Source organism: Nocardia mexicana NBRC 108244 (assembly GCF_001613165.1).
Lineage (GTDB): Bacteria > Actinomycetota > Actinomycetes > Mycobacteriales > Mycobacteriaceae > Nocardia > Nocardia mexicana.
In genome coordinates, this window is record NZ_BDBV01000107.1 from 1 (window position 1) to 20093 (window position 20093).

Genomic DNA, 20093 nt, shown 5'->3' on the forward strand with positions numbered 1-20093 from the left:
CTCCGAGCAGCTGCGGGAACAGCAGGAGAAGGACTTCGGCGACGTGCTGAAGTGGCTGCAGCAGACCCTCGGCGAGAGCGTCAAGGAGGTGCGCCTGTCCACCCGGCTGACAACCTCACCCGCGTGCATCGTCGGCGACGCCTTCGACTTCACCCCGCAGCTCGAGCGCATGTACCGCGCCTCGGGCCAGATCCTGCCGGAGACCAAGCGGATCCTCGAGCTCAACCCGGGCCATCCGCTGGTCACGGGGCTGCGCGACGCCTACGGGGAGAAGAAGGCCGACGCCGACGAGGGCAAGGCCGAGGAGCTCGCCCAGACCGCCGAATTGCTGTACGGCACGGCGGTTCTGGCCGAGGGTGGCGAGCTGAAGGATCCGGCCCACTTCGCGCAGGTCCTGGCCGACCGGCTGACGCGCACGCTGTAACTACGGCGCGGACAGGTGGGTGCGGGGGCGGCTGTGACGCTGATCATGGTCGTCCCCGCGGCGGGAACCTTTTCCGTCCGGGTGCGTTATTGTTGTTAGTCGCATTTTTGTTGTTCAAATGCTCGTGCGGAACAGTGTGCGGGCGTCGCTTCTCCTTGCCAGGCAAGTTGCAAGTCGCCGTCTGGATGTGACTCGGACGCCGCGACCGCGGTGCCGATGACAACTCTGCCAAGGAGAAATCAAGATGGTTCAGGGAACCGTGAAGTGGTTCAACGCGGAAAAGGGCTACGGCTTCATCGCTCATGAGGGCGGCCCGGACGTATTCGTCCACTACTCCGAGATCGAGGGCACCGGCTACCGGGGCCTCGACGAGGGCCAGCAGGTGAGCTTCGAGATCACCCAGGGCAAGAAGGGCCCGCAGGCCTCCGGCGTCCGCGCTCTGTAATCACAGACCGAACGTTCAAGGCCCGCACCGGATTCCGGTGCGGGCCTTGCTGTATTCAGGGGTCGCCGGGGCACTGACGGCGCGAGCCGACGCCGAAGATCCCTCATGATGGACGCATGGACGTCGTGCTCGATTCGGTGGGGGCGAACCTGGTGGACCTGGTTCGTCGAGACTTCTTCTGGATGGCCTGGAACACGGTCCTGGCGTGGGTTCCGGTGCTGCTGGCGCTCCTGGTGTTCCGCACCCGCAGGGGTGCGACGGACATACCGCGCTCACCGGTGTGGTGGGCCGGGGTCGCGCTGTTCGTGCTGTTCCTGCCCAACGCGCCCTATGTGGTGACCGACCTGGTGCACCTGCGGGAGGACATCCACTTCGTCGGCGACGGGCCGGTGGTCACGACGGTGCTGCCGCTCTACGCGGCGCTGATCGTCTCCGGCTTCCTCGCCTACTACCTGGCGCTGGCCGAGGTCGGACGGTTCCTGGACGGGGTGGGCCTCGCGCGGTGGCGGGTGCCGGTCATCCTCGGGTTGCACCTGCTGTGCGCGATCGGCATCTTCCTCGGCCGCTGGACCCGGCTCAACAGCTGGGAGCCGGTGGTGCAGCCGCGTGACACCGTCGACCGCATCCTGCTGGCCCTGAGCTGGTCGTGGGCGCCCGCCGCGATCGTGGTGCTGGCCCTGGTCACCGCCGTCGGCCATTTCGTCACCAAGGCCGTCGCCGAGGCCACGGTGGCGAGCACCCGCCGCGCCCTGCTCTGGCTCCGCCCCGCCTCCGACTCGCCCTGATGCCCCGCCCCAACGACGAAGGCCCGCACCGTGTACACGGGTGCGAGCCTTCGGATTCGGTGATCCGACCTGGCGGCCGGAGTCCCTGAGATCCCTTCGGGGGTCCGGGGGCTGGGCCCGCGGGTTCCCTTACGGGGTGTGGGGCAATGAACCGCGGCCTAGCGGGGCGCCATGCGGAGGGCGCCGTCCATGCGGATGGTCTCGCCGTTGAGGTAGTCATGCTCGACGATGTACTGCGCCAGCTGCGCGTACTCGTCGGGGCGGCCCAGGCGCGAGGGGAACGGCACGCCGGCCTCGAGGCCCTTGCGGTACTCCTCGGTGACGCCGGCCAGCATCGGGGTGTCGATGATGCCGGGGGCGATGGTGTCGACCCGAATGCCGAACTGAGCCAGGTCGCGCGCGGCCGGAATGGTCATACCGGCGACACCGCCCTTGGACGCCGAGTAGGCGATCTGACCGATCTGGCCCTCGAAGGCCGCGACCGAGGCGGTGTTGATGACGACGCCGCGCTGGCCGTACTCGTCGAGTGGCTCGGTCTTGGCGATGGCGTCCGCGGCCAGCCGCATCACGTTGAACGTGCCCAGCAGGTTCACGGTGATGACGGTGCGGAACAGCTCCAGATCGTGCGGGCCGTTCTTGGACAGGATGCGACCGGCCCAGCCGACGCCGGCGCAGTTGACCACGATGCGCGGCGGCACGCCGGATTCGACGACCGTGGCGACCGCGGCGGCGACGTCGTCCGCGCTGGTCACATCGGTCGGGATCAGGGTGACACCGGCCGGAACGCTGTCGCCCGCCCGCTCGATGGACTGCTGCAGGTCCAGCCCGAACACGGTCGCGCCCAGGTCGGCGAAGCGCTTGGCGGTCGCGGCGCCCAGGCCGGACGCAGCTCCGGTGATGATTGCGGCGGATCCCGAAATCTCCACGGTGTTTTGGTCCTCTCGTTTGTGACGGCCCTCGCTGGCCTTCCGTCAATAAGCACCATAACGGGCGTTCGGTGACGATCGGCCGCGGGCCGCTGCCGAGGCGTTTGTGAACAGATATGTTCTTCAGTGCTACCGTCGTCCGTATGCCAGAGCCGGTCAGCACCGCCCGTCAGCTGCCCCGCGGCCGTCACGGCCTGCCCCGCGAGACCGTGATCCGCGCGCAGCGCGACCGCATCCTGGGCGCGATGGCGGAGGCGATGTCCGAAAACGGTTATGTGGGAACGTCTGTCGCGGTGATCATCAAACGGGCGGGGGTGTCCCGGGAGACCTTCTACGAGCAATTCCGTTCCAAGGAAGATTGTTTCGAGGCGGCCTACGAACGCGCTGTGCAGCTGCTGGTGGACCGGATCATGGAAGCGGCACGGGCGCAAACGGATTCGGCCGACCCGTTGGAACTGGAACATCGCATGGACGCGCTGCTGACCGCCTATCTGGACGGCCTGGCGAGCGAACCGGCGAACGCGCGGCTGTACCTGGTCGAGGTATATGCGGTGGGGCCCAAGGCCATTGCCCGCCGCGCGCAGCTGCAGGAATCGTTCGTCACCATGCTGGCCGACATCCTCGACGCCCACACCGAGCAGCAGCGGTTCGCCTGCCAGACCCTGGTGGCGGCCCTGAGCGCCATGGTCACCACCCGGGTCGCCGCGGACGACCTGGACGGCCTGCACGCGCTGCGCGAGCCCATGCTGGACCTGGTACGCCGCAGCGGTGACCTGTTCGGCGCGGCCCCCGCCGAGCAGACCGCTGCAATCGCCAACAACTGATCCGCACTCCACGTATTTCCGGCGCGCCCTCACCTCACGTATTCCGGCGCGCCCTCACCTCACGTATTTCCGGCACGCTTTTCGCCGGAGCGACGGCGGCGGGATCCGCTCAGCCGTGGGTCTCGAGGCGGTCCGGTTCGTCCGGCGCGGCGGCGCGGGTGGGTCGTCGAAGCAGCCAGAGCACGCCGCCTCCCATGGCGGGAGCGACCGCGGCTAGCGCCAGCTCGGCCGCCTGGCCCAGGTTCGGGACCAGCGCGCCCAGCAGCGTGGCGGTGCCGATGTAGAGGAACAGCAGGCCAGAACCGGTCGCGATCAGCCGTTCGGGCAGATGCTTGCCGACGGTGATGCCGACGGCGATGGCCAGCGCGCCGGCGGCGACCATGCCCAGCACCGATCCGGTCCACACCGCCACCCAGCTGCGGTTGGAGGCGAGGGCGATGGTGGCGAACATGGTCCGGTCGCCGAGTTCGGCGAGCAGGAAGGCCGACAGCACCACGAAGAATGCCCGGCCCGGGGGCGGTGTGCCGGAGTCCGCCGCGGGGGTCTCGGAATCCGCGCCTCGGACATGCGCCTCGCGCAGCGTCCACCCACCGACCGCGAGCAGGACGACACCGGTGCACACCGCGATCAGATCCGTCGGCAGTGCCGCCCCGAGGAAATGCCCGACACCGGTCGCGATCAGATTCACCGCGACGCTGGCGGCGGCGATGCCCGACAGCACGATCCACCACCGGTAGCGCAGCGCGAAAGTCAGCGCCATCAGCTGCGACTTGTCGCCCAGTTCGGCGACGAAGAGCACGCCGAAGCTCAGCGCAATCGTGGCGATCATGAATCGGCTCCCAGGTCTCCGGCCTGCCGGCCGAAGACGGGTGCGCCCTCAGCCGACAACGCATCCGAATAATCGGTTGGTCTGTCATCGGCCGAAGGTCTCGCCCACCGGATTCCGGTTCACGTGGCCGGACCCTGCTCGACGGATCTCGCAGCGGGTCAGTATGTCGACCACGTGATTGGGGGCTACTCCCCTTCGCTGTCGGCCAGCCTACCCTCGGTTACCGCCGTACGCCAACCCCGTGTCGCCGAAATCGCAATGCGCACAATAAGTTTGGCGATCCACGCCGAAAGTTTCGGGTACCCGTCGCAACCCGTCAGCAGACCCTGTGCGAGTCGGGCAGCAGACCCTGCACGACCCGGTCGAGCGACGTGAAGCCGGTGCGGCCGGTCGGTGTTGCCGGGCTGGGCCGAGCTCGCTCAGGCCGCGAGCAGCATGGCGAGTACGGCGGTATCCGGATCGCTGATCGGATCCACGCCGACGCGGCTGACCATGGTGTTCACCGTGCCGTCCAGCTCGGCCTCCACCCATGCCGCGCGGTGCTCCAGCCCGAGATGGGGCACACCGGGCAGCAGCACGCAGCCGGACGCCGCGCCCGTGGATTCGGGCAGCGCGGGGCGGGTCTCCGACGGGGGATGCAGCATGATCAGCGCGGGCGGGACGTGATCGGCGAAGCGGCCGGGCTCGACGGCCTCGTCGCCCAGCACCGGCCCCTCGGCCAGGACCAGGCCGATCGTGCCGGGTTCGGGGTCGTCGGGCAGATCCTCGCGGGCCCCGAAAACCGTGGAGGTGGCCAGCAGCCCCGGCAGGCTGGCGACCCGCACCGCCAGGACGAGCAGCTGCGCCCACTCCTTGGTGGTGTCGGGCCAGCGACCGCCGATGAGGAAACCCCTCAGTAGTCCATGCGCCTGGAAGGGCGTGACCAGTACCTGATCGTTCGTGCGCATCGCTGCCTCCCGGTGGGTACGGGGGCCGGCCGCTCGGGTGACGAGCGAGCCCGTCCTTTAGTTGTGAGTACCCGAGAATGGCGCAAACAATGTCTGGCACACAAGTACCAGAGAGTGCTAAGCCCCAGGTAACAGGGCGGAAACACAAAAACCGGGCCCGCGAATCAGGTTCGCGGGCCCGGAGGGTCGGGCGCTATCAGCCGAAGACGAGACCCTTGGCCTGCGAGGTCGCCCGGGCGAAGCGCTCCTGCACATCGGCCCAGTTGACGACGTTCCAGAAGGCCTTGACGTAGTCGGCCTTGACGTTCTTGTACTGCAGGTAGAAGGCGTGCTCCCACATGTCGACCTGCAGCAGCGGGATGACGCCCAGCGGCACGTTGGCCTGCTGGTCGTACAGCTGGAACGTCAGCAGCTTCTGGCCCAGCTGGTCGTAACCCAGCACCGCCCAGCCGGAGCCCTGCAGGCCGTTGGCCGCGGCGGTGAACTGCGCGCGGAACTTGTCGAACGAGCCGAACTGGTCGTCGATGGCGGCGGCCAGCTCCCCGACCGGCTTGTCGCCGCCGTTGGGGGACAGGTTCTTCCACCAGATCGAGTGGTTGACGTGCCCACCCAGGTGGAAGGCCAGGTTCTTCTCGTTCAGGAAGATTGCGCCGTGGTCACCGGACTCGCGGGCGGCCTCCAGCTTCTCGAGTGCCGCGTTGGCACCGGCGACGTAGGTCGCATGGTGCTTGGAGTGGTGCAGCTCGTTGATCTGCCCGGAGATGTGCGGCTCCAGGGCGCCGTAGTCGTAATCCAGATCTGGCAGCGTGTACTCAGCCACGATGTCCCTTCCTCATGATGTCGGGCCGTGTGCACCCGAGGTGTCTCGGGCGCACCCAACCATCATTCGTACACCCGCTCGGTTGCAACCGGGTTCCATGCCCCCGGATTCCAATCCCGGCCAGGTTTCCCACGGTATGGACGCCGGGGTCGGTGCGACCCGGGTACCCGGCAGGGACGACGTTAGTCAGCGCGGACGCTTCCCGCCTCTGTCGAACGACGGGGATGATCGTCACAGCTCAGGGACGGCAGCTATACGCGAAGGACTCACATCGGCGGTGCGACGTCCGGCAGCATCGTGCGCGGATCGCAGGCATCGTGCGCCTTCCACCAGCGCCGCCCGCCGTCGGCGAATTCGGCGGGGGTGAGGGAGCGGCCGTCCGAGGTCTCGACCTCGACCCCCTCGAACCACACCCGCACGTCGAGTTCGCGGGGATCGACGCCCTCCTGCTGCGAGAACTCCAGCACATGTGTGGCCGGTCGATCGCTGACGGTGGCGTCGAGGCTCAGCAGCTCGCGCCACAGCGCCCAGCCACTGTCGTCGACGTCGATGAAATCCCACCCGTGCAACGCGCCGCCACCGAAGCTCTCGATCGCCTCGCCGAGAGTGTCCAGCGTCAGCGGGGAGATCTGCGGTTCCAGATCGTCCCACTCCTGTTTGCGCAGGGACGCGGCGACTCGGCTGACGCCGGTCAAGATCAGGACCACGCGGCGGTCCTCGGGCGGCGGCCCGTCGACGGGAAGGGTCAGCACCTCCAGTTCGAGTCGCAGCCGCGCGGCCGGGGCGTCGACCGCGACGCCGAGGCAGGTGGCCTCGGCAAGTGCGGTGTTCAGCCCGGCCGCGTCCAATCCGTCGAGTAACCCCCTGCTCGCGTCCATATGCCAAGGCTACCGAGCGTGCCGGGCAGAGCCCGGGATTTCGGTTTCTCGCTAGTGTTGTCGTTTTTTTCGAAGAACAGGGAACCGAACGGCCGGACGTCCCGTCCAAGTAGTTGTCGGGACCACGCCGCGGATCTCGGATACGTACTCGACCTGCGGCGTGGCCCCGCCTTCGGCGGCGGGTGACCGCTCCGGGATGAGGAGGGGAGTCTCGGATCGGTCACCCGCATGCGCTCCGCAGGCCCATCGCACTCGTTCCGGGCCATCGATCGGTCAGCTCACCGTAAACCTGTGGATCAGGTTGTGGATTATGTGGATAACTAGGGCCGGGATATGCACAGTCCGGCCGGAACCGACCGCATGTCCGGCGATCGGGCCGACGCGGAAGACCAGCGGAACTCCCCGCCCGTCCGGCGCCCGTGGCAGGATCGAAACCGTGACGAGCCCCGAAGTTCCGTCGGTGGCGGTCGACGAAGTGCCCGCCGAGTTCGACGCTGCCCCGCCCCCCGATTCGGCCATCCTGCTCGACGTGCGCGAGGACGACGAGTGGCAGCTCGGGCACGCGCCCGGCGCCCGCCACATTCCGATGGCCGACGTGCCGGCGCGGGTCGACGAGCTGGACTACGACTCCGACATCTATGTCGTCTGCCGTCAGGGCGGCCGGTCCATCGAGGTGGTGAAGTACCTGACGCACGTCGGATTCGACGCCGTGCACGTCGTCGGCGGCATGGTGGCATGGCAGCGCTCCGGCCGCCCGCTGGCCGGTGCGGACGAGCACGAGGCGAAGATCTACTGATGGCCCACGGGTTCCGATGACACAGCTACCGATGAAAGGGGGCGGCGCCCGATGAGTACGGTCGTGCAGCCCTGCGCCCGCTGCGGGTCGCGCTGGGCGGTGCAGGGCAGGCCGATGCACTGGTGCCCGCGCTGCCGCGGCGTGCTGCTGTCGCCCGCCCCGGTCGACGCCCCCGCCGAGCATCGCAACTATCGCTGGGTGGCCCGGCCGCCGGGCCGGCATCCGCGCGACGGCCGGTCGAGCCGTTCCGCCCGGTCCGCGCCGGCGACCCCCCGCTATTCCGAGATGCCGCGGTGGGGCCTGCGGGACGAGCCGCCGCGCCCGTCGACGGTCGCCCGCCACTCGCTCTCCCGGCTGACCGACCGCCTCGAGCGGCTGCTGGTGATCACGGCCGCCCTGTTCGCGGTGGCGGGCATCGCCGAACTCGGGCGGTATCTGATCCTGCTGGTCAATCGCACCCGATTGATTCACCCGGCGACGCTGCTGGTCTCCGACATCGCGGTCTACCTGACCGGGGTGCTGGCGCTGCTGTTCGCCCTGGCCGGTGCCCTCGCGCTGGTCGGCTGGCTGGTCGACGCCCGCCGGGACGCGTACGCGCGGGACGGGCGACGCGATCCGCGCTCGCTGCCGATGCTGTTGTGCGGCTGTCTGATTCCCGGGGTGAATCTGATCTGGCCGGGCGTGTTCCTGATGGAACTGGTCCGGCGGCTCGGCGGGGACTCCCGCGCCGTGCGGGCGGTGCGAATCTGGTGGTGTGCGTGGGTGTGCAACGGCGCCATGGTGATCGCCGCCCTGTGCTGGCGCACCGCCGATTCGCTGCAGGCCCAGGCCGACGGTGTGATGTTCACCGTCTGGACCGATCTGGTGGCCGCCGCGGTCGCCGTGCTGTCGCTGTGGGTCGTCAGGCTGATCCAGGGTCGTGACCTGCGCGGCCGCGTCCGGATGCCGAAGCGGTGGCTCGCGGCGGTGGGTCCGGCCGCCCCGGTCATCGAGCCCGTACACCCGGTGGCGGAAAGTAATGAGCGCGCGCCGGATTCGGCGGTCGGGAAGAATGGCGGCTCCGATGCGGAGCCCGAGGTGGCGTCCGAGGCCGGGTCCGAGCAGGAGGAGGTCATGGCGAAGTGAGCCGAGACAGTCGCGCACCGTTCGTGGTGGCGCACCGCGGCGCGTCGGGCGCGCGCCCGGAGCACACCCTGGCGGCCTTCGAGCTGGCGCTGCGGGAGGGTGCCGACGGCGTCGAATGCGATGTCCGGCTGACGCGCGACGGGCATCTGGTCTGCGTGCACGACCGGACCGTGGACCGGACCTCCTCGGGCACCGGGCTGGTCAGCGAGCTGAGCCTGGACGAGCTGCGGGAGTTGGACTTCGGCGCCGACGATGCGCCGGCCGGCGTGGTCACCCTCGGCGAGCTGATCTCGCTGGTGCTGGACTGGCGCAGCCGGCCCACCAAGCTGTTCATCGAGACCAAGCATCCGGTGCGCTACGGCGCGCTGGTGGAGGCCAAGGTGCTGGCCGAGCTGCAGCGGTTCGGGATCGCGACACCGGCCTCGGCCGATCACTCGCGCGCGGTGGTGATGTCGTTCGCCGCCACCGCAGTGTGGCGCATCCGGCGGTCGGCCCCGCTGCTGCCCACGGTGCTGCTCGGCGAGTCGTCGCGGTACCTCGGCGGCAGCGCGGCGACCACGGTGGGCGCCACCGCCGTCGGGCCGTCGGTGAAGACCCTGCGCGACCATCCCGAGCTGGTGGACAAGGCGGCCGCGGCCGGGCGTGCGACCTACTGCTGGACCGTCGACGCCGCGGAGGACGTCAAGCTCTGCGCCGATCTCGGCGTCAGCTGGATCGCGACCAATCACCCGGGTCGCACCAAAGCGGTCCTGGCCACGGTGTGACTCGCGTGCCCCTGCGCCGTGTGCTCAATCCGACACTGTAGGTTCACCGTTCGTGGGTAAGAGCAAACGGAATCAACCCAAGCCCGACAGTAATCGGGCCCAGCGTCTCGCCGAGCGCCGCGCGGCACAGGAGCAGGCGGCGCAGGCCGTCGCGCGCCCCTTCGCCGGCCTGGCCGTCGAATGCGATCTCGTCGCACTACGGGAGTTCGTGCCGTCGGCCACCGCGACGCTGAAGCTGTCGAGCGGGGTTGGCGCCAAGCGTCCCGTCACCCTCGCCACGGTGCTGCCCGGCGCGGTCGCCGCCCTGGTGCGCGCGGGCGACGAGCCGACCGGTTTCGTCGGCGCCCAGGTGCAGTTCCAGTCCGAGGACCCGGCCGCCGACCTGGCCGCCGCCGTGCTGTGGACCCAGAGCGCCGAGCCCGGCGAATCGCTGCAGGCCGCGGCCGAGGCCGCCGAGGACGCGGTACCGGCGCTGGGCGAGGTGATCGATCCGGGCGCGGGCCTGGATCTGACCGTGCACCAGGACTTCGACTGGTGGGTGCCCGAGGGCGTGACCCCCGATCCGCAGGTCGCGGCGACCATCGAGCAGGCCAACCAGGCGATCATGCCGTCCGACCGGCTGGAACTGGGCGGGGATGCGATCGGCGCGGCCTGGTGGGTCGACGCCGGGGAGAAGGCGCACGTGCGCTGGGTTCGCCCCGAGGACGAGGACGCGCTGATGCTGGCGCTGGCCCGCGTGCACGCCGCCGGCGGTCTGCATCTGGGCGACGGCTCCCGGTTCGCGGGTTCGTTCCGCACCCACGGGCTGCTGGTGCCGGTGTTCGACCTGGATCGGGAGCGGCACCCGAGCGAATGGGTCGCTCCCGCCCGGGAATTCGGCGCGCGGCTGGCGGAGGCGGTGGCCTCGGACGCGCCGTTGAGTTCCGACGAGCGGCGGTCCCGCGACGGCCTGCGGTCCCGTCAGGTCACGTTGCGCTAGAAACGAAAAGCTCGGCTCCGCGCAGGCGGAGCCGAGCGTCGCTCACTGTGGGGGAACCTCAGATCGCTCCGCCCGCCGCATGCGGCGCACCCGACGTGTCGTCCGGTCCGCTCATCTCGCGGGAGACGAAATACTCCAGATCGAACAGGTTCTTACCGGCGCGGTCGGCGACGGTGAGCAGCGTCGTCATCCGCGCGACCTCCTCGACCTGCTCCTTGAGGAACCACTGCATGAACTGCTCGCCCAGGTAGTCGCCCTCTTCGCGGGCGGTGCTGGCCAGCTGGACGATCTGATCGGTGACCGTCTTCTCCTGGGCCAGGGCCAGGGCGATGGGCTCGCGGGCATTCTCGAATTTCGACTTCGCGCCGTCGATGCCGGACAGGTCGATGCTCATATCGCGATCGAGGAAGTACTGCGCGATCATCATCGCGTGGTTGCGTTCCTCGACGGCCTGCTTGTAGAAGTACTTCGCCAACACCGGAAGATCGGCATTGTCGAACCATACTGCGATTGCGATGTACTGATGTTCGGCATTGAATTCGTGCCGAATCTGATCGTGGAGCAAGCTGTGGAACTTGCTGCGTGGGGTTTCGGGGTGGCTGGACATGAGCACGACATTAATGCTGGTTATCGCGCTTGTCATCCAAGTGCACCCTTATTGAGTACAACCTTATTGAGGCAAGTATTGCCTAATCAAATGCGGGTTGTTCCCGCCATTTTCGGTGCGGCCGGATCGGGCTTCGAGGGACGCTGCAGTTCGCGTGCGACGAAGTCCTCGACATCGAAAAGGTTTCCGTCGGCGCGGTCGCATACGGCGAGCAGCGTGGTCATCCGGGCCACCTCCTCCAATTGATCCCGCAGGAACCACTGCACGAACTGTTCGCCGAGATAGTCGCCCGTCTCCGCGGCGGTGCGGGACAGGGCGTTCAGCCGATCGGCCAGGCGCTGTTCGCGCCGCAGCATGAAATCGACGGCCGATCGCGCGGAATCGAAGGTGGGCACGATCTCGTCGAGCCCGCCGATCTGGACCGGGATATCCCGGTCCAGCAGGTATTGGATCATGCGCAGTGCGTGCCCGCGCTTGTCGTCCCCGCCGCGGTAGCAGACACCCGCCAGCCGCGGCAGCCGCAGGGTGTCCAGGTACACCGCGGCGGCGAGATACTGCCGCGCCGCGGTGAATTCATGGCGAATCTGGTCCCGGAGCGAATCCGGAAACGACCGTTCGCCGTCGGCGGCGGAAACGTTGTCCGGGGTGTGACCGTTGTTCGGCATGTGATCGACGTTACCGCGTGATCAGGTCCTCGGGGATCGGCTTGTCCGATGCGAGTGCGTCGAAGAACCGGCCCGCCTTCTCCTTGTCCCACAGCAGCACGTTGCCGCTGCCCGAGACGTCGTCGAAGCCGCCGATCGGGACGGTGGTGGTCACGGTGTCGCCGCGCAGGCCCCACCCCAGCCGGGCCAGATCCCAGATGTGGTCGTCGTTGTCGACCTGCAGGGAGCTGGTCAGGCCCTGGGCCAGCGGCCAGCTGCGCAGCGGGTTGATCAGGGTGCCGGTGCTGGTCGCCTTCTTCAGCAGGGCGGCCATGAACATCTGCTGGTTCTGCATGCGGTCGAGGTCGGCCCGGGGCGTGGCGCGGGTGCGGACGAAGCCGAGCGCCTGGGCGCCGCTGAGATGCTGGCAGCCGGCGGGCAGATCTATTCCTGCCAGCGGGTCATCGATCGGATAGGGCAGGCACATATCGATTCCGCCCACCGCGTCCACCATTCCGGCGAAGCCGCCGAAACCGATTTCCGCGAAATGGTCGATGTGCAGGCCGGTGATCGTTTCCACGGTCTGCGCCAGCAGCTTCGGGCCGCCGGCGGAATAGGCCGCGTTGAGTTTGTCCCGGCCGATGCCCGGGATGGGTACATAGGAATCACGCGGCAGGCTCACGATCGTGGTGGCGCCGGACTTCGGGACGTGCACCAGCATGATCGTGTCGCTGCGCTCGCCCCCGGCATCGGAGGTGTCGCCGGTGGAGAGTTCGCTCTCCTGATCCTTCGTCAAGCCCAGGCGACTGTCGGATCCGGTGAGCAGCCAGTTCGTGCCCGGCGTGTCGCCGACACGGTCGGGGTAGTCGCCCAGCGCGTCGATGCGGTGCAGCGAGCGGTCCAGATAGATCGCGGCCACGATCGGCGTGATGAGCGCGACCAGTAGCAGCGCGACCAGCCAGCGGCCCCAGTGCCGCTTGCGGCGCATCCGCGGTTCCGGGGGCGGCCGCTCGCGGCGGCGCGGCGGCGGCCCCGGGGGAGGCGGCGGCGGTGGTTCGCGATACGGCACGGGACGCTGCGTCGGCGCGTGATCCGCGGGCCGACGCGGTGGTCCCTGGCGGTAGCGGGGCGGCGGATTGTCCGCGGGCGGCACCTGGGACCAGGCCAGGGCCTGCTCGCGGGCGCCGTCGCGACGCATCACCTGGGTGGGCTCGTGCGGGGGCCGGGGTTGTCCGCCGCGCGGATGCCGCTGATCGGGTGGGGGCGGCGCGGGGCGGCCGGGTCCTGGCGGCGGGACCCGGCGCGTCCGCGCGTAATGCTGGGGGTCGTCGCCGTTCATCACCGAGATGCTACTGATCCGCCGGGCCCGCCGGTTCATCTCGAGTCGATGACGATCCTCACGGTTTCGGCGGGCGCCGACGTCGAGTGCGGTTGCATCCCGTGCGCTCGGGCGTTCAGGGCAGCCAGGACACGTGCCCGCGCAGCAGGGCGTAGCCGATATAGGCGACCGTATCGATGGTCGCGTGCGCCAGCACGAGCGGCCACAGCCGGTCGGTGCGCTGCCAGAACCTGCCGAACACCAGGCCCATCACCAGATTGCCGAGCCCGCCGCCCAGGCCCTGGTACAGGTGGTAGCTGCCGCGCAGCAGGGCCGAGGCGAGCAGCGACCGGTTCTCGGTCCAGCCCAGCGCCCGTAGCCGGGTGATGAGATAGGCCACCACCAGGATCTCCTCGGCCACGGCATTCGCCAGCGCCGACAGCACCAGCACCGGCAGCCGCCACCAGTGGTCGCCGAGCGAACTCGGCACGATGGTCACGCTGAATCCCATCGCGTGGGCCGCCAGGTACAGCCCCAGCCCGGGCAGGCCGATCACCGCCGCCAGCACCAGCCCCGGAAGCACGTCGCCGCGCCAGCGGATGCGTGCCAGGCCGATCAGCCGCGGCCCGATCCCGCTGCGCCACAGCAGATACAGGCCGAGCGCGCCCCACCCCAGCAGCCGCAGCACGCTCAGCAACTGGAACATCAGATCGATGGCCGACTGCGCCGCCCGCGACGGATTCAGCGCCACCGTCTGTCCGCCCACGCCGCCCGGCGCCAGCGCGCTCTCGAGCAGCGACAGCGCCGCATTGGCCCCGCTCAGCCCGAACGTGACGACCAGGACGATCGCGATCTCGATCCGAATCGCCGTACGCTCCCGCCCCGTCGCGGGCTCGCGCCGGCCAGGAACGGAATCGGCGGAAGACACCATGCCCGCCAATCTATGTGCCGGCCCCAGTCAGCGAGTTCGCGCACCTCGTGCGTTTTCACGCACCCGCTCCAGCCTGCTGAAGGCGGTGCGTGAACGCGCAGGGGGTGCGCGAGCTGGTGTTGGCGTGCCGTCAGATGCGGCGCATGCCGTGTAGGAAGGGGCAACCGGCGAGGATGCGGACCGCGCGGCTGAGGGATTGGATGTCGTCGACGGGGGATTCGAAGGGCAGGCGGACGTCGTGGTCGCCGTCGTCGGGGCTCTCCACGCGCAGGGTCACGCCGTAGCGGTCGATGGCCAGCGGGTGCACCGCGCCGCCGCGGAGCCGGACCGGCAGGTGCCGGGCCAGCTGCGCGACCACGTCGGCGTGGTCGGCGTCCATGTGCTGCAGCCACGCCCCCTCCAGTTCCCAGAACGGGTCGGCCTGGGCGGTGCGCAACTGTTCCTGGCAGGCCGAGGCGGCACCGCTGGAATCGGCCACCACCGCGGAGTCGATGACCAGCCGCAGCAGCGTGGTGGTGTGGCCGACGTCGAGCAGTGCCGGGTGCGCGTGCTCCTTGGCGACCTCGCCCGCCAGGACGCGCTGGGCGTGCTCCGGAACCGCGCGGACCCGCCCGCGCAGCCACACCAGCGCCCGGACCGGCTCGCGCAGCGGCAGTGGCGCCATATCGGTCAGCTCCAGCACGGCGGGCGAGCCGAGTGGACCCCAGGCCGCCGTCACCGCCGATGAATCCATCGGTACCGCGATCACCGCATCGCCGCACGCCCGCAGGTGATGCACGGTCGTGGGCACGGGATCGGCGCCGGGCAGGGCCAGCACCGCCTGCTCGGCGTGTGCGCAGGCATTTCGCACCCGCTCGGCCGTGGACGGTGCGGCGGTCGTGGTCGTGCGCGGCATGCATACCTCCAGATGTCCGGACCCGGCGCTGTAATTAGGTAAACCTAAGCTAAGTGACGACGAGGGGTTGCGCAAGCGTTGCGATCGCTACGGTGGAAACGTGCCGCATGATTCGAATCCGCCCGCCGAGCCGGTCCTGGTGTCGCTGAGCGTGCCGCCGAAACCGTCCGTGGGTCTGGTGGAGGGTCTGGTCCGCGCGCCGTCCGCGGTGTCCGACGCGCCGCTGCTCGACGGCGCGGCACCGGACTCGCAGGTCGCGGCCTTTCTGGCCGGAGCCGCGCACGCCGATACCGGATTCGTGGCCCGCGCCGCATCGGGGGAGCGGGCCCTGGCACTGGTCGCGGCCACGGCCGCCGCGCTGTGCGGTGAGGACATCGCGGCGGCGCTGCGCGATCCGGATATCGAATTCCTGCGCGGGCTCAAACCCCCGGCCGTGCAGGCGCTGCGCGAGGTATTGCTGGCAGTGGAGTCGGACAACCCCCGCGAGGTCGCTCGCACCCTGGCGGTGCTGGCCCCTGACATCGCGCAAACTCCCGGCCCACCCCCGACTCCTCGGTAATGTCGTATCCGTGCCGCGTATCGCCTATTTCGGGCCGTCGGGAACCTTTACCGAGATGGCCCTTGTCAAGCTCGAGTCCGCGAACGTCTTCGACGGACCGGTCGAACGCGTCGCCGCACCCAGCCAGGGCGCCGCGCTCGAACTGATCCGGGCCGACGAGGTCGACGGTGCGGTGGTGCCCATCGAGAGTTCGGTGGAGGGGTCGATATCGCCGACGCTCGATGCGCTCGCCGTCGGCCCGCGCCTGCAGATCGTGGCCGAGACCGAGCTGGATGTGGCCTTCACGATCGTGGCCCGGCCGGGTGTGGCGCTGGACCAGGTGCGGACCCTCGCCGCCTATCCGGTCGCCGCGGCGCAGGTGCGGGTGTGGCTGTCGAACCATATGCCGCAGGCACGGCTGTACACCTCGTCGTCCAACGCCGCCGCCGCGGAGGATGTGGTGAGCGGTCACGCCGAGGCGGCGGTGTCGACCACGCTGGCCGGGGAGCGGCTGGGGCTGGCGGTGCTGGCCTCCGGCGTGGCCGACCACGACCAGGCGGTCACCCGGTTCGTGCTGGTGACCAGGCCGCGGGTGGCGCCGCCGCGCACCGGCGCCGACCGGACCTCGCTGGTGGTGTTGGAGCTGGCCAACGAACCGGGTGCCCTGATGCGGGTGTTCGCGGAGTTCGCCACGCGCGGAGTCGATCTCACCCGCATCGAATCGCGGCCCACCCGTACCGGAATGGGCACCTATCGCTTCTATCTGGATTGCGTCGGGCATGTCGACGACACCGCGGTCGCCGAGGCGCTCAAGGCGCTGCACCGAACGGCCGGGCGGATCCGCTACCTGGGTTCGTGGCCGGCGAGTTCGCCCAGCGGCAGCACGCCGCCGCCGGACGAGCCCGCGGCGGCCTGGCTGGAAGACTTGAAGAAGGGGGTGGCGGATCTGTGAGTGACAAGCTGGTCCTGGTGCGGCACGGCGAAACCGAGGGCAATGTCGCGAAGATCCTCGATACCCGCGTGCCGGGCCTGGCCCTGACCGAACGCGGTGTGGCACAGGCGAAATCGTTCGCGGCCAATCTCGCGGCGTCGCCGCGGCGGTTGTTCTGCTCGGCGGCGTTGCGGGCGCGCCAGACCGCCGGTCACATCGAATCGGTGACGGGTGTGTCCGCCGAGGTGATCGAAGGGCTGTACGAGGTCCAGGTCGGAGAGCTGGAGGGCGCGAATTCCGATGCGGCGCACCGGATGTTCCAGGACGCCTACCACGCCTGGCACCTGGGCGAACTGCAGGTGCGGTTGCCCGGCGGCGAGACCGGGCAGGAGGTGCTGGACCGGTATCTGCCCGAACTGGAACGGCTTCGCCGGGAGTTCCTGCCGCCCGGCGCCGATCGCCTCGGCGACATCCTGCTCGTCAGTCACGGTGCCGCAATGCGTTTGGTGGCGCGGGCGATCGGCGGGGTGGAACCGCCGTTCACGACCAACAACCACCTGGACAACACGGAGACCATCGAATTGCTGCCGCGCTACCGTGGCCCGGAGTTCCAGGGCTGGGAGTGCGTACGGTGGGGCCGCTACACCCCACCCTTCGAATACGATGCCGAACCCACGGCAGACGACCCGATGGGGTAATGGCCAGGTGCTCTAGCCGCCCAGCACTCCCGGATTCGGCTTGAAATCCTCACGCAGTGGCAAGGATTCGATCAGGTTCTCGAGTGCGGCGCGGAGGCGGGCGGGGGTGCCGCTGCTCAGCGACGACCATTTGACGTCGTCGTCGGAGACGCTGGTGGTCGACAGGAAGCGACCGTTGCGGGTGTCGAAGACGGCCACGTGATTGGGCGAGAAATCCCGCTCGCCGTCGCCGTAGATGACACCGACGATCTCCGCGGCGGACTGGATCTCGACCAGAGCCGCGGCCAGCGTGGTGGCGTCCTGATCCGGCTTGCCGACCTGCGCCAGGCGCCGCGCGGTGGCGGCGGAGTCACCGGTGTCACCCAGGATCGGGGCCAGCTCCTCGGTCGGCGCGTTCATGCCGTACAGCTCGAGCGCCGGGGGCGAGCCGAGCGCCGCGATCACCGTCCCCGGCAGGTCGGGGCCGCACTGGTCGATGACGAAGGAGTCGGGCCCGCGTAGGGCGACGACCTCCATGTCGTCGCCCTTGGCCACGCACAGCCGATTCACCGCGTCGCCGACGATCCAGCGCATCTCCAGTGCCCAGTGCGGCCGGTCCAGCACCCGCATGCGATCCGCGAGTTCCGGCGCGACCGCGTCACCGTGCAGCAGATCCCGATCGGTGAGTGATTCGGCCGCGGCGGACATCGCCTCGGAGTAGGTGACGTTGTTCTCGTAGTACCGGTTCGCGCTCAGCACCACCGGAATGTCGGTGAGTTCCAGCCGCTCCTGCAGCAGCTGGAACTCGTGAAACGACAGCGTGACCGCCTCCAACATGGACGGCCCGTTACCCGCTCCGAGCACCGTCACCTAGTGCTCTCCGCGGACGCGTCCGCGCCGATGACGCCGGGCGCGATGACACCGCCCTCGGCGAAGTGCTCGCCGCGCAGGTAGTCGTTACCCGAACGCTCGTCCTCTTCCTCGTCGTTGTGAGCCTGGTTGCCGAGCAACGGATTACCCATGGCGTTGTTCGTGCGGGCCGGAGGTGCGCCCGCCTGGCTCGCGGCCGTCGCCTCCGCGGTCGCGGTGGTCGCGGCCGGGCCGCCGCCGATCGCCGCGCCCGCGCCCCAGCCGTCGGGGAGCTTGAGCGAACCCGCGTTGCTGCCGATGCCGACGGAACCGCCGGAGAACGAGACGGCACGGGTGGCCGCGGCGGTGCCGCCGACCGCGCCGACCGACGCCATCATCGGGCCCGCGAAGCTCGGGACGCCGGTGCTGCCGTTGAACGCCGAGGAGATCGCGGTACCGGCGACGTTACCGGCGGTCGTGACCCCGGTACCGGCCATGGACGCCGCCGACTGCGCGGCCTGGGTGGCGGCGCTCACCACGGACGGGTTGCTCGCGAGCCCCTGGGCTGCGGCGATCGTGGCCTGCAGCGGATCGCTCGGCGTGGCCTGCATGGTCGCGGATTCACCGCCCTGCGCGGACCCGGCGCCTGCCGCGACCGGCGGCGGGGTCAGGAACTCGCCGGGCGTGGTGACCAGGGCCGTGGTGGCGGCCTCGTAGGTCTCCATCACCAGGGCGGCGCGGGTGTCCATCGCGACGCGCGCGGCCTCGGCCGCGGCGAAGCTGCCCGAGACGATTCCGGGTGGGGTGTGCGCGGCCGCCACGGCGGCGTTGGTGGCCCCGATCTCCGGCGGGCTCGGCATCACCAGGGCGGCGACGCCGTAGGCCGTGGCGTTGGCCGCCGTCTTGGCGCTCATGGTGGCCGCCATGGTGGTCTGCTGTCCCGCCCAGCCGAGGAAGCCGGTCAGCTTGCTCAGCGCCGCGACACCGTTGATGCCCTCCATGCCGATACCGAGCTCGGCCATCACGCGCGCGACGGTGGCCCCGGCCTCGGCCCAGGCCGCGGACAGCCCGCCCCAGGCCGTGCTCGCCGCCACGATCGGCACCGCATGTGCCCCCGAATGCAGTGTGGCGCAATTGACTTCGGCGGGTCGGAGCCCCCATATCGCTCCGGTGATCCCTGCAACCATGGTTCTTTACTCCCCTTGTGTGTCCGAGCCCTGTGGTATCCGAATTACGCCTGGATCGCGCCGCCGACGGCGTTGACGCTGCCGGCACGCAACATGTCGGTGCCGATGTACTGCGCCAGCTGCATGCGGAGCGTGTTGGCGGCGTGGTGCAGCTCGAGGATCGCCTGGGCCGACGCGCCGTCGTGGGTGCCCGCGGCGTGGTTGAAGTGACCCGCGGCGAGCAGCGAGACCTCCTCGACGCCGGAGGGAATGACATGGGTTGCCGGTGCCGTCAGGCTGGAAGCGGCGGCGAGCCGCTCGGCGAGTAGATCGAGTTCGACCGAGGCCGCGAGGATGGCTTCAGGTGAGACGAGAAGCATGACTCGAACTCCTTCTAGTGGTGTCTATACAGCGGTAGAGCCGGCACATGCCCGCCCTTCGGTGGAACCACGAGAATTCCCCCTACGAGTGATAGGACGCGACGGCTCCCGGCCGGGTTCCCTCGAATCCGAAGTTTCTTGCGGCTTGACCCGCTCCGCGGGTCAAGATTAACCCCATCCCAGCCGATGAGGGCGGTCTTCGTCAATCCCCGAGCAGTGAACTCCCGCATGAATCACATCGATTCCGGGTCAGCCCCATCCCAGCTGATGCAGGCGATTTTCATCGATACCGAAGTAGTGCGCGATCTCGTGAATCACTGTGATCGCCACCTCCTCGACCACCTCTTCCTCGCTGTCGCACATGTCGAGCAGGGCCTCGCGGTAGACCGTGATCGTGTCCGGCAGCGCCCCGCCGTACTGGCTGTCGACCCGTTCGGTCAGCGCAATGCCGTGGTAGAGGCCGAGGAGGTGGGGGTCCTCGGCGTTGCGGGGCTCGATCAGCACCACCACATTGTCGATGGCGCGAGCCAGCTCCTCCGGAATCATGTCGAGTGCTTCGCCGACCAGCTCCTCGAACCGGTCGTCGGACATCGAAACGGACATTCGTTCTCTCAC

General features: G+C 69.4%; 24 protein-coding genes and 1 pseudogene. 11 read left to right on the forward strand and 14 right to left on the reverse strand.

Annotation, left to right across the window (positions count from 1 at the left end; all coding sequences use genetic code 11):
* The 3 genes and pseudogenes from NM1_RS34430 to NM1_RS34440 form a co-directional block, all read left to right on the forward strand.
* Positions 1-424: pseudogene (locus NM1_RS34430) on the forward strand (molecular chaperone HtpG); the annotation flags it as partial.
* A gap of 244 nt (positions 425-668) precedes the next feature.
* A complete protein-coding gene (locus tag NM1_RS34435) occupies positions 669-869 on the forward strand; it encodes a cold-shock protein (protein WP_068029993.1) in 201 nt (66 codons plus the stop codon).
* Positions 870-985: 116 nt separating this feature from the next.
* Positions 986-1654: a DUF1361 domain-containing protein gene (locus tag NM1_RS34440; RefSeq protein ID WP_068029996.1), complete on the forward strand. Its 669-nt coding sequence runs from the start codon at positions 986-988 to the stop codon at positions 1652-1654.
* Between the two features lie 158 nt (positions 1655-1812).
* Here the strand turns inward: NM1_RS34440 and NM1_RS34445 are convergent, their stop codons facing one another.
* Positions 1813-2580, reverse strand: coding sequence for an SDR family NAD(P)-dependent oxidoreductase (locus tag NM1_RS34445; protein ID WP_068029999.1), 768 nt, complete (start codon positions 2578-2580; stop codon positions 1813-1815).
* 143 nt (positions 2581-2723) lie between these two features.
* Here NM1_RS34445 and NM1_RS34450 point away from each other — a divergent pair, with 143 nt between their 5' ends.
* Complete coding sequence (locus NM1_RS34450) at positions 2724-3404, forward strand: TetR/AcrR family transcriptional regulator (protein WP_068030120.1); 681 nt, start codon at positions 2724-2726, stop codon at positions 3402-3404.
* Between the two features lie 109 nt (positions 3405-3513).
* On the opposite strand, the gene NM1_RS34455 is transcribed toward NM1_RS34450, so the two are convergent.
* The 4 genes from NM1_RS34455 to NM1_RS34470 form a co-directional block, all read right to left on the reverse strand.
* On the reverse strand, positions 3514-4233 hold the full coding sequence (locus NM1_RS34455; protein WP_068030003.1) for a TMEM165/GDT1 family protein: 720 nt from the start codon (positions 4231-4233) through the stop codon (positions 3514-3516).
* 419 nt (positions 4234-4652) lie between these two features.
* Positions 4653-5180, reverse strand: coding sequence for a peptidase (locus tag NM1_RS34460; protein ID WP_068030005.1), 528 nt, complete (start codon positions 5178-5180; stop codon positions 4653-4655).
* A gap of 196 nt (positions 5181-5376) precedes the next feature.
* A complete protein-coding gene (locus NM1_RS34465; RefSeq protein ID WP_068030007.1) occupies positions 5377-6000 on the reverse strand; it encodes a superoxide dismutase in 624 nt (207 codons plus the stop codon).
* Positions 6001-6266: 266 nt separating this feature from the next.
* Positions 6267-6878: a hypothetical protein gene (locus tag NM1_RS34470; protein WP_068030009.1), complete on the reverse strand. Its 612-nt coding sequence runs from the start codon at positions 6876-6878 to the stop codon at positions 6267-6269.
* A gap of 436 nt (positions 6879-7314) precedes the next feature.
* Here NM1_RS34470 and NM1_RS34475 point away from each other — a divergent pair, with 436 nt between their 5' ends.
* Genes NM1_RS34475 through NM1_RS34490 form a run of 4 tightly spaced genes read left to right on the forward strand, consistent with a single transcriptional unit; the run spans position 7315 to position 10542 of the window.
* Positions 7315-7674, forward strand: coding sequence for a rhodanese-like domain-containing protein (locus NM1_RS34475; RefSeq protein WP_068030011.1), 360 nt, complete (start codon positions 7315-7317; stop codon positions 7672-7674).
* Between the two features lie 51 nt (positions 7675-7725).
* Positions 7726-8799, forward strand: a complete 1074-nt coding sequence (locus NM1_RS34480; RefSeq protein ID WP_084520317.1) for a DUF4328 domain-containing protein — start codon at positions 7726-7728, stop codon at positions 8797-8799.
* A complete protein-coding gene (locus NM1_RS34485; protein ID WP_068030014.1) occupies positions 8796-9563 on the forward strand; it encodes a glycerophosphodiester phosphodiesterase in 768 nt (255 codons plus the stop codon). The genes NM1_RS34480 and NM1_RS34485 overlap by 4 nt, the downstream gene beginning before the upstream one ends.
* A 52-nt stretch (positions 9564-9615) precedes the next feature.
* A complete protein-coding gene (locus NM1_RS34490; RefSeq protein WP_068030019.1) occupies positions 9616-10542 on the forward strand; it encodes a DUF5926 family protein in 927 nt (308 codons plus the stop codon).
* A gap of 58 nt (positions 10543-10600) precedes the next feature.
* Here NM1_RS34490 and NM1_RS34495 read toward each other — a convergent pair whose 3' ends face one another.
* The 5 genes from NM1_RS34495 to NM1_RS34515 form a co-directional block, all read right to left on the reverse strand.
* Positions 10601-11149 (reverse strand): ferritin, encoded by a 549-nt coding sequence (locus NM1_RS34495; protein ID WP_068030023.1) that lies wholly within the window; start codon positions 11147-11149, stop codon positions 10601-10603.
* A gap of 86 nt (positions 11150-11235) precedes the next feature.
* Entirely contained in the window at positions 11236-11814 is a 579-nt protein-coding gene (locus NM1_RS34500) for a ferritin (protein WP_084520318.1), read from the reverse strand.
* 10 nt (positions 11815-11824) lie between these two features.
* The gene (locus NM1_RS34505; RefSeq protein WP_068030128.1) at positions 11825-13132 is read right to left on the reverse strand and encodes an LCP family protein; all 1308 of its coding nucleotides are present in this window, start codon (positions 13130-13132) and stop codon (positions 11825-11827) included.
* 115 nt (positions 13133-13247) lie between these two features.
* Entirely contained in the window at positions 13248-14042 is a 795-nt protein-coding gene (locus NM1_RS34510) for a CPBP family intramembrane glutamic endopeptidase (RefSeq protein ID WP_068030026.1), read from the reverse strand.
* 130 nt (positions 14043-14172) lie between these two features.
* Positions 14173-14937, reverse strand: coding sequence for a DUF2470 domain-containing protein (locus tag NM1_RS34515; RefSeq protein ID WP_068030029.1), 765 nt, complete (start codon positions 14935-14937; stop codon positions 14173-14175).
* A 100-nt stretch (positions 14938-15037) separates the two neighbouring features.
* Here NM1_RS34515 and NM1_RS34520 point away from each other — a divergent pair, with 100 nt between their 5' ends.
* Genes NM1_RS34520 through NM1_RS34530 form a run of 3 tightly spaced genes read left to right on the forward strand, consistent with a single transcriptional unit; the run spans position 15038 to position 17104 of the window.
* Positions 15038-15496, forward strand: a complete 459-nt coding sequence (locus NM1_RS34520) for a hypothetical protein (protein ID WP_068030032.1) — start codon at positions 15038-15040, stop codon at positions 15494-15496.
* A 10-nt stretch (positions 15497-15506) separates the two neighbouring features.
* Positions 15507-16427: a prephenate dehydratase gene (gene pheA, locus NM1_RS34525; protein ID WP_068030035.1), complete on the forward strand. Its 921-nt coding sequence runs from the start codon at positions 15507-15509 to the stop codon at positions 16425-16427.
* Entirely contained in the window at positions 16424-17104 is a 681-nt protein-coding gene (locus NM1_RS34530) for a histidine phosphatase family protein (RefSeq protein WP_068030038.1), read from the forward strand. The genes pheA and NM1_RS34530 overlap by 4 nt, the downstream gene beginning before the upstream one ends.
* A gap of 12 nt (positions 17105-17116) precedes the next feature.
* Here the strand turns inward: NM1_RS34530 and NM1_RS34535 are convergent, their stop codons facing one another.
* The 4 genes from NM1_RS34535 to NM1_RS34550 form a co-directional block, all read right to left on the reverse strand.
* Positions 17117-17953, reverse strand: coding sequence for an ESX secretion-associated protein EspG (locus NM1_RS34535; protein ID WP_084520319.1), 837 nt, complete (start codon positions 17951-17953; stop codon positions 17117-17119).
* Positions 17950-19119 carry a PPE domain-containing protein gene (locus NM1_RS34540; protein ID WP_068030044.1) on the reverse strand — a complete coding sequence of 390 codons (1170 nt, stop codon included), beginning with the start codon at positions 19117-19119 and terminating at the stop codon, positions 17950-17952. Before NM1_RS34540 ends, NM1_RS34535 begins: the two co-directional genes overlap by 4 nt.
* A gap of 44 nt (positions 19120-19163) precedes the next feature.
* On the reverse strand, positions 19164-19478 hold the full coding sequence (locus tag NM1_RS34545; protein WP_068030046.1) for a PE family protein: 315 nt from the start codon (positions 19476-19478) through the stop codon (positions 19164-19166).
* Positions 19479-19727: 249 nt separating this feature from the next.
* The gene (locus tag NM1_RS34550; protein WP_068030049.1) at positions 19728-20081 is read right to left on the reverse strand and encodes a metallopeptidase family protein; all 354 of its coding nucleotides are present in this window, start codon (positions 20079-20081) and stop codon (positions 19728-19730) included.
* Positions 20082-20093: the final 12 nt, after the last annotated feature.

Excerpts from the sequence above, each read along its gene's own strand:
- NM1_RS34435 (WP_068029993.1), top strand. The coding sequence starts at position 669 with ATGGTTCAGGGAACCGTGAAGTGGTTCAACGCGGAAAAGGGCTACGGC.
- NM1_RS34440 (WP_068029996.1), top strand. The coding sequence starts at position 986 with ATGGACGTCGTGCTCGATTCGGTGGGGGCGAACCTGGTGGACCTGGTT.
- NM1_RS34450 (WP_068030120.1), top strand. The coding sequence starts at position 2,724 with ATGCCAGAGCCGGTCAGCACCGCCCGTCAGCTGCCCCGCGGCCGTCAC.
- NM1_RS34455 (WP_068030003.1), bottom strand. The coding sequence starts at position 4,233 with ATGATCGCCACGATTGCGCTGAGCTTCGGCGTGCTCTTCGTCGCCGAA.
- NM1_RS34460 (WP_068030005.1), bottom strand. The coding sequence starts at position 5,180 with ATGCGCACGAACGATCAGGTACTGGTCACGCCCTTCCAGGCGCATGGA.
- NM1_RS34470 (WP_068030009.1), bottom strand. The coding sequence starts at position 6,878 with ATGGACGCGAGCAGGGGGTTACTCGACGGATTGGACGCGGCCGGGCTG.
- NM1_RS34480 (WP_084520317.1), top strand. The coding sequence starts at position 7,726 with ATGAGTACGGTCGTGCAGCCCTGCGCCCGCTGCGGGTCGCGCTGGGCG.
- NM1_RS34495 (WP_068030023.1), bottom strand. The coding sequence starts at position 11,149 with ATGTCCAGCCACCCCGAAACCCCACGCAGCAAGTTCCACAGCTTGCTC.
- NM1_RS34500 (WP_084520318.1), bottom strand. The coding sequence starts at position 11,814 with ATGCCGAACAACGGTCACACCCCGGACAACGTTTCCGCCGCCGACGGC.
- NM1_RS34505 (WP_068030128.1), bottom strand. The coding sequence starts at position 13,132 with ATGAACGGCGACGACCCCCAGCATTACGCGCGGACGCGCCGGGTCCCG.
- NM1_RS34510 (WP_068030026.1), bottom strand. The coding sequence starts at position 14,042 with ATGGTGTCTTCCGCCGATTCCGTTCCTGGCCGGCGCGAGCCCGCGACG.
- NM1_RS34515 (WP_068030029.1), bottom strand. The coding sequence starts at position 14,937 with ATGCCGCGCACGACCACGACCGCCGCACCGTCCACGGCCGAGCGGGTG.
- NM1_RS34540 (WP_068030044.1), bottom strand. The coding sequence starts at position 19,119 with ATGGTTGCAGGGATCACCGGAGCGATATGGGGGCTCCGACCCGCCGAA.
- NM1_RS34545 (WP_068030046.1), bottom strand. The coding sequence starts at position 19,478 with ATGCTTCTCGTCTCACCTGAAGCCATCCTCGCGGCCTCGGTCGAACTC.
- NM1_RS34550 (WP_068030049.1), bottom strand. The coding sequence starts at position 20,081 with ATGTCCGTTTCGATGTCCGACGACCGGTTCGAGGAGCTGGTCGGCGAA.